Annotated in this window: 10 protein-coding genes; 4 read left to right on the top strand and 6 right to left on the bottom strand. The window is 40.5% G+C overall.

Translation table 11 applies throughout. From position 1 onward, the window contains the following. Window positions 1-12 precede the first annotated feature (12 nt). Window positions 13-957 carry a GlxA family transcriptional regulator gene (locus NYR60_RS00050; RefSeq protein ID WP_279466964.1) on the bottom strand — a complete coding sequence of 315 codons (945 nt, stop codon included), beginning with the start codon at window positions 955-957 and terminating at the stop codon, window positions 13-15. A 140-nt stretch (window positions 958-1,097) separates the two neighbouring features. On the opposite strand from NYR60_RS00050, the gene NYR60_RS00045 reads away from it, so the two are divergent. Continuing rightward, the gene (locus tag NYR60_RS00045; RefSeq protein ID WP_279466962.1) at window positions 1,098-1,946 is read left to right on the top strand and encodes an MBL fold metallo-hydrolase; all 849 of its coding nucleotides are present in this window, start codon (window positions 1,098-1,100) and stop codon (window positions 1,944-1,946) included. An 81-nt stretch (window positions 1,947-2,027) separates the two neighbouring features. Here the strand turns inward: NYR60_RS00045 and NYR60_RS00040 are convergent, their stop codons facing one another. Then, window positions 2,028-3,158, bottom strand: coding sequence for a porin (locus tag NYR60_RS00040; RefSeq protein ID WP_279466961.1), 1,131 nt, complete (start codon window positions 3,156-3,158; stop codon window positions 2,028-2,030). A 148-nt stretch (window positions 3,159-3,306) separates the two neighbouring features. Between NYR60_RS00040 and lpxB the strand changes: the two genes are divergently transcribed. Both lpxB and sohB read left to right on the top strand, forming a co-directional pair. Next, window positions 3,307-4,488: a lipid-A-disaccharide synthase gene (gene lpxB, locus NYR60_RS00035; protein ID WP_279466959.1), complete on the top strand. Its 1,182-nt coding sequence runs from the start codon at window positions 3,307-3,309 to the stop codon at window positions 4,486-4,488. A gap of 29 nt (window positions 4,489-4,517) precedes the next feature. Then, window positions 4,518-5,570, top strand: coding sequence for a protease SohB (gene sohB / locus NYR60_RS00030; protein ID WP_279466957.1), 1,053 nt, complete (start codon window positions 4,518-4,520; stop codon window positions 5,568-5,570). 69 nt (window positions 5,571-5,639) lie between these two features. Here sohB and asd read toward each other — a convergent pair whose 3' ends face one another. Further along, window positions 5,640-6,752 carry an aspartate-semialdehyde dehydrogenase gene (gene asd / locus NYR60_RS00025; protein WP_279466956.1) on the bottom strand — a complete coding sequence of 371 codons (1,113 nt, stop codon included), beginning with the start codon at window positions 6,750-6,752 and terminating at the stop codon, window positions 5,640-5,642. A 184-nt stretch (window positions 6,753-6,936) separates the two neighbouring features. On the opposite strand from asd, the gene NYR60_RS00020 reads away from it, so the two are divergent. Beyond that, window positions 6,937-7,500 carry a superoxide dismutase family protein gene (locus NYR60_RS00020; RefSeq protein ID WP_279466954.1) on the top strand — a complete coding sequence of 188 codons (564 nt, stop codon included), beginning with the start codon at window positions 6,937-6,939 and terminating at the stop codon, window positions 7,498-7,500. 53 nt (window positions 7,501-7,553) lie between these two features. Here the strand turns inward: NYR60_RS00020 and recF are convergent, their stop codons facing one another. Genes recF through dnaA form a run of 3 tightly spaced genes read right to left on the bottom strand, consistent with a single transcriptional unit; the run spans window position 7,554 to window position 11,171 of the window. After that, the gene (recF, locus tag NYR60_RS00015; RefSeq protein ID WP_279466953.1) at window positions 7,554-8,636 is read right to left on the bottom strand and encodes a DNA replication/repair protein RecF; all 1,083 of its coding nucleotides are present in this window, start codon (window positions 8,634-8,636) and stop codon (window positions 7,554-7,556) included. Window positions 8,637-8,695: 59 nt separating this feature from the next. Further along, window positions 8,696-9,799, bottom strand: a complete 1,104-nt coding sequence (dnaN, locus tag NYR60_RS00010; RefSeq protein ID WP_279466952.1) for a DNA polymerase III subunit beta — start codon at window positions 9,797-9,799, stop codon at window positions 8,696-8,698. Window positions 9,800-9,815: 16 nt separating this feature from the next. After that, a complete protein-coding gene (gene dnaA, locus NYR60_RS00005) occupies window positions 9,816-11,171 on the bottom strand; it encodes a chromosomal replication initiator protein DnaA (RefSeq protein ID WP_279466951.1) in 1,356 nt (451 codons plus the stop codon).

The following is an 11,171-nucleotide window of genomic DNA, read 5'->3' as shown; positions in this document are numbered from 1 at the left end:
ACTCCCCTATGTTCATTCATTGCCACCAAAAGTCTTCCGCCATTCATTTGGGCTAACGTGGAAGCGTTGTTTGAAGTGTTGACGGAAACTGACTGCACTTTGGAAGCCAATTTTTTCACTGATAGCCTCGATAGAAAACTCACTACTCTCTAGTAATTCGAGGCTTTTTTGTAAGCGCTCAGCGATAAGCCATTGAGTGAAACTTGTACCGGTTATTTTCTGGAAATGGCGAGTAAAAGTGCGTCGGCTAATGTGCGCCATTTCAGCCAACTCGTCAATATTATGAGATTTTTGCAGATTTTGACGTACATATTGCAACATTTCGTGCAATCTGTCGTTTTGTGAAGTTTCTAGTTTCAGAGGTTCAATAAATTGTGCTTGTCCACCTTCTCGGTGCGGTGGTGCAACCATAATGCGTGCAACGTGGTTGGCAATTTTCACGCCATAGAATTTACGAATGATATAAAGACAACAATCTAATCCTGCACTTGTGCCTGCCGAGGTGATCAAGCGCTCATCTTCTATATAAAGCGCATTGGCATCTAATGTTACTTGTGGAAAACGTTGGCGAAAATCCGCTTCACCGTGCCAATGGGTAGTAGCTTGTTTACCATCTAGTAAGCCTGCATAAGCTAACGCATAAGTGCCGTAACATAATCCTACTAAATATGCTCCACGTTGATAGGCCTCTTGTAGCGCTGTCTGCAATGCTTGGCTCGGTAGTTCATTTAAATCTGACCACCCCGCTATCATTACAATGTCCGCTTCCGTCAAATAATCCAAACCACGCTCTGCTTGCACATTCAGTAAATGACTTTTTACATTCGGCTCTTCTGCCACGAGCGTAATCGAAAATAAATCATCAGATGGCAAAGCGGTGGTAAATACTGCATACGGCACGGAAAATTGGAAAAGATTAAGATTTTGCTGTAATACAAGAGCAATTTTTAAGGGCATAACATTCTCCTAAGAAATTTGGCTCAATTCTTTCGCTTATTGTCCTAAAAGTCAATTTTTCTCCTCTTCGAATTTTTGCATAATATTCCTACACCGCAACAAGCGGTCGTTTTTCGGAAAAATTTTACAAAGGATACAATATGAAACTTAAAGCAACTTTATCAGCATTAACATTAGGTTTATTCGTCGCAAATTCCGCGTCAGCATTGGAATATCAACACGTTCGTAACGCAACAGCGAAAATCAATTACGCAGGTACAACATTCTTAGTTGATCCATATTTAGCGACTAAAGGTGCTTATGAAGGTTTTGCTGGTACAGTAAACTTTGAAAAACGTAACCCATTGATTGATATGAAACAATCAGCGGAAGATGTGATTACAGGCGTGCAAGCGGTAATCGTGACTCATACTCACGATGACCACTGGGATAAAGCGGCTCAAGAGAAATTACCAAAAGATTTACCGATTTTCGTACAAAATGCGGATGATGCAAAAATCATTCGTGGTCAAGGCTTTAAAGATGTGCGTGTAGTGGGCAATCACACTGAATTTAACGGCGTGAAATTAACGCGTGTTAAAGGTGGTCAGCACGGTACAGACGCAATGTATGCTAACCCAATGTTAGCGGAAATGTTAGGCGATGCGATGGGCTTCGTGATGGAAGCAAAAGGCGAGAAAACCACTTACGTTGTGGGCGACACCATTTGGAATCAATCAGTGGACAATGCAATTGCAGACTTCAAACCTGAAGTGATCGTGATGAACACAGGTCGTGCTGAAATGTTAGAACCAAAAGATGCAATCATTATGGGTAAAGAAGATGTAGCGAAAATGCGTCAAGTTGCACCAAAAGCAGACATCATTACCGTGCATATGGACGCTGTAAACCACGCAACGGTCAGTACCAAAGATATGCGTGAATTTGTGAAAACGAAAGGCTTAAAACAAGTTGCCGTGCCAACTGAAGGCGAAACACTCAAATATTAATTTGTATAGAAAAGACAAACGATCTAGACGCAAAAGCCCAAGCAATGCTTGGGCTTTCTTTTGCTAAGGATAAATTTGAGGCTACCAATAAGCACGGAAACCGACAACTGTCGTATAGTCACGAGATTTACTTACGCCATCTCCAACTTTTCTTTCTGGATGTTTAGTACGAGTTGCTTGCCACTCTACGAAAAGTTTGGTTTTTAATTGAGCGACAACTTGAGGTAAATAATATTCCGTACCCACCATAAATTGATGTTTTCTTTCTTTATTATCGCTACCGATTGCACGCTCTAGTCGATTGGTTTTATAAGCATACATACCGTATGCACGCCAGTCATCGGTTAAACGATGATACACAAGAGTACGTACTTCTTTCTCAGTACGTTCGTTACCCTGTACAGATTGGTTTTCGGTTTTACTACGTTCTAAATCCACACCGAAAGTAGTTTTATCGTAAGTATATGCTGCACCTACCGAATAAGCATTACGGTCATAAGCCGGTGCTGAACCAACACGTTCAAAACGTTCGCGAGAGAAACCGGTCGCCACTTGTACGCTTTGAACATCATCAAATTTATAATTATAAATTGAACCGAAGCCCCATACATCTTTACGATCTTGGCTTAAGTCCATATTTGTATTTGAGCGTTGGTTATGACCACCGTAGTATGCACCAACTTTTAAGCCTTCAATACCTTTATAAACATATTGTACTGAACGACGTGCACCAGAAACTAATAAACCGTCTGATAAACTTAAAGTATTCGGAATATCAGTTTGTTTTACTTCATCGGTAATCACTGTTTGGTTACCGTAAGTCACTTCGCCATATTGTTTATGACCTAAACCTGCATAAAGTTGGTGAGCATAGATATGATCAAAATCGTGTTGAGAACGAGATGCACCACGTTCGTCAGCGCCACGTAAACGCCATTCGACACGACCTAAAGCATAGAAACCATTGCCAAGTTGTTGTGTTAAACGAAAACCGAAACGTGAACCGTTATTTTGTACTGGTTTATTTACGTGGTTACGAACAACTGAACCATCACGATAAGTATCTTTTGTCGAATTACTTGTCCATTTCACACGAGCAGAACCGATAAATTCCGCTTTAGTGCCGGTTGAGTCTAAGTTAAATAATTCAACTGCTGATGCTGAGCTTGCCACAAAAGCAGAAGCAAAAAGGGCTAATGCTGTTTTTTTCATATTCACTCCAAATGAAATATAAATTAAAGGTTATAGTTTACTTGGAGTGAAAACATCAATCAATGTGATTTTGTTAGTTTATATTGTGATTGGTTATAATCCGCCTATAATAAAAGTAAATTAATGAATAATTAATGAGAGTAAAATTATGATGACAAAAGATACACCGCTTATTGCCCTCGTTGCCGGGGAAATTTCTGGTGATATTCTCGGTGCAGGGCTGATTAACGCCCTTAAATTGCATTATCCGAATGCCCGTTTTATTGGAGTTGCAGGTCCCCGAATGATACAAGCTGGCTGCGAAACGCTATTTGATATGGAAGAGTTAGCAGTAATGGGATTGGCGGAAGTAGTAAAACATCTGCCCCGTTTACTTAAACGCCGTAAACAAGTGATTGAAACAATGCTAGCGGAAAAACCGGATATTTTTATCGGTATTGATGCACCAGATTTTAATTTAACTGTTGAAGAAAAACTCAAAGCGAGTGGAATCAAGACCATTCATTATGTTAGTCCATCAGTTTGGGCATGGCGTCAGAGCCGTGTACATAAAATTGCACGTGCAACAAATTTAGTATTGGCATTTTTACCGTTTGAAAAAGCGTTCTATGATCGTTTTGATGTGCCTTGCCGTTTTATCGGCCATACAATGGCAGATTCGATTGCACTTAAGCCGAATCGTGTAGAGGCTTGTGCTACGTTAAATTTAGATGAAAACAAACGTTATCTTGCAATTTTGGTCGGTAGCAGAGCAAGCGAAGTTGGTTTTTTAACTGAGCCATTTTTAAAGACCGCACAGCTTCTTAAACAAAAATATTCAGAATTGGAATTTTTAGTGCCATTGGTCAACGATAAACGCATTGCCCAATTTGAACAAATTAAATCACAAGTTGCACCAGAACTAGATGTACACATTCTAAAAGGCAATGCTCGCCAAGCAATGATTGCGGCAGAAGCTACTCTACTCGCTTCAGGTACAGCGGCGTTAGAAGGAATGTTATGCAAATCGCCAATGGTAGTCGGTTATAAAATGAAAGCAACGACTTACTGGCTGGCTAAACGTTTAGTGAAAACTAAATATATTTCGCTACCTAATTTATTAGCGGATGAAATGTTAGTGCCTGAATTAATCCAAGACGAATGTAATCCGGAAAATTTAGCGTGGTATTTAGGTAATTATTTAGCAGATGATGCAGACCATATAAAACAGCGAAACGAATTAAAGCAACGTTTTACTGAATTACATAAACTGATTCAATGTGATGCGGATACACAGGCGGCACAAGCTGTAGTCGATGTGCTAGAAGCGGAAACAAGCGGTCAAAATTAATTTTATTTTTACAAAAGGAATCTCACAAGATGTGGAAAGAAGTTTTACTTAATTATGGTATTTTTTTATTAGAATTACTCACCGTATTTGGCATTGTTGCGGTTGTTGTGATGTTAATTTTAGAAGCACGAAAACAACCTGAAAACGGTGCAATCTCAATTACAAATTTAACTGAAAAATATCAAGAGCAACAAAAATCTCTGCAAGGTTTCTTCTTAAGCGAAGCAGAACAAAAACAACTTGAAAAAGATGAGAAAAAAGCTGCAAAAGAAAAAGCGAAAGCCGAGAAAAAACGCTTAAAAGAAGGCGGAGAGAAAACCGAAGCGGAAAAATCTCGCCTATTTGTTTTAAAATTTAATGGCGATGTTCAAGCGAGTGCAGCAAGTGCATTACGCAAAGAAATTAGTGCGATTTTATCTGTTGCGAAACCTGATGATGAGGTTTTACTCAAATTAGAAAGCCCTGGTGGTGTAGTACACGGTTATGGCTTAGCCGCTTCTCAATTACAACGCTTACGTGATCACAATATTCCGCTGACGGTTGCAGTTGATAAAGTAGCGGCGAGTGGCGGTTATATGATGGCGTGCGTAGCAAACAAAATTGTTTCTGCACCTTTTGCAATTATCGGCTCGGTTGGTGTCGTGGCACAAGTGCCGAATATTCATCGTTTACTGAAAAAACACGATATTGATGTAGATGTGATGACTGCCGGTGAGTATAAACGCACAGTTACTTTAGTCGGCGAGAATACTGAAAAAGGCAAACAAAAATTCCAGCAAGAATTAGAAGAAACCCACGAATTATTTAAACAATTTGTGGCACAAAATCGTCCACAATTAGAAATTGAAAAAATTGCCACTGGAGAACATTGGTTTGGGAAACAAGCATTGGAACTTAAATTGGTGGATGAAATCAGCACGAGTGACGATTTCTTACTTGATGCGGTTAAACACAAAGAAGTGATTGAACTTAAATTCAAACAAAAGAAAAATCTTACACAACGTTTAGGCGAACAAGTGGAGATGTCTGTTGAAAATATCATTGCGAAAGTTTTACATCGAAACCGTTCGACAATGATGTAAAAAATAAGCGGTTGGATTTTGCAATTTTCTTACAAAATCCGACCGCTTGTCCATTTTGGTTAACTCAAATTATTTAGTTAATTGAACTAAGATACGGCGTACCGGCTCTGCCGCACCCCATAATAATTGGTCACCCACGGTAAATGCCGCAAGATATTCAGGTCCCATCGCTAATTTACGTAAACGACCGACCGGAACGCTTAATGTACCGGTTACTTTCGCCGGTGTTAATTCACGTAAAGTGGTTTCTTTGTCGTTTGGAATCACTTTCACCCATTCGTTATGTGCCGCAATAATTTGCTCGATTTCCGCTAACGGTAGGTCTTTTTTCAGTTTAATAGTGAATGCTTGGCTGTGGCAACGTAATGCACCGATACGCACACATAAACCGTCAACCGGAATCGGGTTATCACTTAAACCTAAAATTTTGTTGGTTTCCGCATAACCTTTCCATTCTTCTTTGGTTTGACCGCTTTCTAATAATTTATCGATCCAAGGAATTAAGCTACCGGCAAGTGGCGCACCGAAGTTATCGGTTGGGAAGCTATCTTCACGCATTTTCGCCGTTACTTTACGCTCAATATCTAAAATTGATGATGCAGGGTTTGCTAATTCCGCTTTTACAGAATCTTCTAATTCGCCCATTTGTGAGAGTAACTCACGCATATTTTTGGCACCCGCACCTGAAGCCGCTTGGTAAGTTGCGACAGAAACCCATTCAACTAAATCTTTTTCGAATAAACCGCCGATCGCCATTAACATTAAACTTACGGTACAGTTACCGCCGACAAATGTTTTTACGCCATTTTTTAAGCCATCTGTAATCACGTGTTGGTTAACCGGATCTAAAACGATAATCGCATCTTTTTCCATACGTAAAGTTGATGCAGCATCAATCCAATAGCCATTCCAACCTACTGCACGTAATTTAGGATACACTTCTGTGGTATAGTCACCACCTTGGCAAGTTACGATAATATCTAACTTTTGAAGTTCTTCGATATCAAATGCATTCTTTAAATCGCCTGCATCTTTACCTGCAAAAACTGGTGCTTTTTGACCCGCTTGTGAGGTCGTGAAAAAAATTGGGTTAATGTTTGCGAAGTCGTTTTCCTGTACCATACGATCCATTAAAACTGAACCGACCATACCACGCCAACCGATAAAACCTACATTTTGCATTGTGTTTGCTCCTAAATTGAAAAGTATAAAGTTATGTTTGAATTTATTTTGAAAATAGATGTGATAAATACAAGATTTTATGTAAAAATGCAATGACTTTTAGGCTATTTATAAAATATAACCAAAATGTTTTGTAGTAGGCTAGAATTAATCTCCCTTAGTCATTGAATAAAAAGGAAAATCTATGAAATTAACAAAACTTGCGTTTTCTATCGCACTCTTTAGTGCATCAGCGGTAGCTGTTGCTCATTCCGAACACAAAGCTGAAGCACCAAGTACAGAAAAATTGGTTGTACAAGTACAACAACTTGACCCAGTAAAAGGCAATAAAGATGTAGGTACGGTTGAAATTACTGAATCTGCATACGGTTTAGTGTTTACACCGAACTTAACCGGTTTAGCTCAAGGTTTACACGGTTTCCACATTCATGAAAACCCAAGCTGTGAAGCAAAAGAAAAAGACGGTAAATTAGTCGCTGGTTTAGGTGCAGGCGGTCACTGGGATCCTAAAGGTGCAAAACAGCACGGTTTCCCATGGTCTGATAACGCTCACTTAGGTGACTTACCAGCATTATCCGTTATGCAAGACGGTACGGCAACAAACCCTGTACTCGCACCACGTTTAACAAAACTTGCGGATGTTAAAGGCCATTCATTAATGATCCACGCAGGTGGCGATAATCACTCTGACCACCCGGCAGCATTAGGCGGTGGCGGTCCTCGTATGGCGTGTGGCGTAATTAAATAACATAATTAAATTTAAATGTATGAAAAAGGGGATGTTTAACACATCCCCTTTGGCTATTTAGTTAGCATCCCTTGTTGAATATGGAACAACCTATCTTGTTCGCTTTCTTGCCATTGCATTTGGTTTAGCTGGTCTTTGGTAATCGCTGTCACAAACACCTGTGAACCGCTTTCTCGCAAACGATGCGCTAACAGTTCTCGTTTAGTCGGATCTAACTCGGAAGCAAAATCATCGATCAAGAATAAACACTGACGCTCTTTTTGTGCCACCAAATATTCGCCTTGAGCTAAACGCAACGCACACATCAGTAATTTAAGCTGCCCACGAGAAAGCACATCTTCCACCGGTAAACCGTTCGCCCGAAAACGAAAATCCGCCTTTTGCGGGCCAATCATGGTATACCCCATCACTTTATCTCGTTCAAAGCCTTGAGCAAGAATCTCGGCATAATCTGCACCTTTCTCCCAGCCTTGATGGAAACTCACGCTTATTTCCAATTCAGGCAAGAAAAACTGACAGGTTTTCTCAATTTCCGGTCGTAATGCTTCTGCATAGTTTGCCCGCATTTGGCTTACCGTTTCCGCCAATTTCGCCAGTTCAATATCCCACGGCTTTAATTCGGCATAACTACGTACTTGATGTAATGCGGCATTCCGTTGCTTAAGCAAACGTTTCAAATTCGCCCAACAGCTATAAAATTCGCTATATTGGTGGAATAGCCCCCAATCTAAAAATGCTCGGCGATAAGTCGGCCCGCCATTTAATAATGTCAATCCTTCCGGCGTAATCACCTGCATCGGTAATAGATGTGCCAAATCGGAAATTTTATTACCGTCTTCACCATTAATTTTGAGTTGCGTATCGCCTGAACGTTTTTTCTGAATCCCGACCGACCACTGATGTTGTCCCTCATCTATACGACCGTGCAACACAAAATCTTCCGCTTGGTAATTAATGATTCGATTACTGATATGGCTTTTGAACGATCTACCGTGTCCTAAATAAAAAATCGCTTCCAGTAGACTGGTTTTACCGCTGCCGTTATGCCCTACGATAAAATTAAAATTCGGACTGAGTTCAAGATCGAGAGATTGGAGATTACGGAAATTATTGATGATTAATCTAGATAGGGGCATAAAAATAACCACGGAAAACACGGAGCTACACAGAAATAATTGTAGCTCCGCAAATAGGATTAAAGACGCATTGGCATAATAACGTATTCGGCAGTGCTGTTATCACAATCTTCAATTAAGCAACTTGAGCTTACGTCCACCAAATTAAAACGCACACGCTCGCATTTTAAGGTGTTCAGCACGTCTAACAAATAACTCACATTAAAGCCGACTTCCATTTCCGGGCTTTGATATGCCACGTCAATGATCTCTTCCGCTTCTTCTTGTTCCGGGTTATTGGCGGTAATTTTCAATAAGTTTTCGCTTAACGCCAAACGCACGCCACGGAATTTTTCATTCGATAAAATTGCCGCACGCATTAATGCACGTTTTAACACTTCGGTTTCCGCTTCTAAAATGCGATCTGCATTGCGTGGTAATACTCGACGATAGTCAGGGAAACGCCCGTCAATCAGTTTAGAGGTAAACACCACACCGTTCATTGATACACGTAAATTGCTGGTACCGATTTCTAAACGTACCGTTTCATCGCTCACAGCGACAAGACGAGATAATTCCAATACCGCTTTGCGAGGCACAATGACCGAATGAGTTAATAACTCTTGATTTAACGCCATGGTACAAACCGCTAGACGGTGTCCATCCGTTGCCACAGTACGTAATAAATTACCTTCGGTTTCAAACTTCATACCGTTTAAGAAATAACGTGCATCTTGGTTCGCCATTGAGAATTGCGTCGCATCAATCAAACGAGCAAGGGTGGATTGTTCAATCGAAAAATCCACTTCCGGCTTCCAATCCATTAAATTCGGATAATCGCTTGCCGGTAATGTGGCTAAATTAAATTTACTGCGAGCCGCTCTAACTAAAGCACGATCTTCTTCGAATTGAACCGAAATGCTGCTATCTTCCGGCAAACTACGACAAATATCGAGGAATTTTTTCGCAGGAATGGTAAATTTTCCGGCAAAATCGACCGCTTGTTCAAGGGTTGCCACCGTGGTTAATTCCACTTCCAAGTCCGTGCCGGTTAGTGATAAGCGGTCGCCTTCGATTTCAAGCAGAATATTATTAATCACAGGCAAAGTCGGGCGGCTGCTTAATACGCCACAGACCTGTTGTAAAGGCTTAAGTAACTGTTCTCTGGTTATCGTAAATTGCATAATAATCCCTTATCGCCTATGACGATAATTTTCTGGTTAAGTTGGTATAATCTTCTTGAATACCGCTATCGGTATCACGTAATTCATTAATCGTTTTGCAAGCGTGCATCACGGTAGTGTGATCACGTCCGCCAAATTCTCGACCGATTTCCGGTAAGCTGTGATTGGTTAATTCTTTTGCCAATGCCATTGCCATTTGACGAGGACGAGCGACCGAACGGGTACGACTCTTCGACTTTAAGTCGGACATTTTAATGTTGTAATATTCGGCAACCGTTTTTTGAATATTTTCAATCGTAATTAAGTGATCGTAAGAAGCGATCAGATCTTTTAAGGCTTCACGCACCGCATCAATCGTGATTTGACGCTTGGTAAAGTTACGCCATGCAATCACACGGTTTAACGCACCTTCTAATTCTCGTACATTGGTACGCAATTTTTGCCCGATGAAAAATGCCACTTCTTCCGGCAACTCTACCCCACGTTCTTCCGCTTTTTTCATCAGAATCGCCACACGAGTTTCTAATTCAGGCGGCTCAATTGCAGTGCTTACGCCCCAACTTAGTCGAGATTTAATGCGTTCTTCGATATTCTCAATATTTTTCGGGAAGTTATCCGAAGCTAAAATAATCTGTTTATTACGCTCGAATAATGAATTAAACGTGTGGAAAAACTCTTCTTGTGAGGCTTCTTTATTAGCAAAGAATTGAATATCATCAATCATCAGTACATCAAGCGAACGATAGAATTTCTTAAAATTCTCAATCGTATTACCCTTCAAGGCTTTAACCATATCTTGCACAAAACGCTCAGAGTGAATATAAACCACCCTCGCTTGCGGGTTACGTTTTAGAATTTCATTACCGACCGCATGTAATAAGTGGGTTTTACCCAAACCGGTACCGCCGTAAAGTGAAAACGGATTACAGTGGCTTTCACCCGGATTATCCGCCACCTGCTGAGCAACCGCTTTGGCTAACTGGTTTGATTTACCTTGTACAAAATTTTCAAAAGTGAGTGATTCGTTTAAACCTGTTCTGAAATTCTTATTGGTTTCTGGTACTTCTTCTTTTGAATCGGTACTTGTCGTACTCGGAGAGGTCGGTTTATGTTCTACAGGTTTAATCCCAACACGAATTGAAACCGCTAAATTGTCATTCTTGGATAAAAAACGAGCAAGATCGACAATCTCCGCCAAAAATTTATCCTTCACCCAATTTTCAACAAATTGGTTTTGAGCATAAAGCGTGAGTTCCCCATTTGCAAAACTTGCCTGCAAAGGGCGTAGCCAAGTGCTGTAATCAGTCGGCGATACTTTCGTTTGTAAGTGATTAAGACAATCAGACCAAAGGGAAGACACGATTTGCTCCAA

The organism is Actinobacillus genomosp. 2, assembly GCF_029773605.1.
Taxonomy (GTDB): domain Bacteria; phylum Pseudomonadota; class Gammaproteobacteria; order Enterobacterales; family Pasteurellaceae; genus Actinobacillus.
The sequence above is the reverse complement of the archived record's forward strand: the minus strand, read 5'-3'. Positions and strand labels throughout refer to the sequence as shown.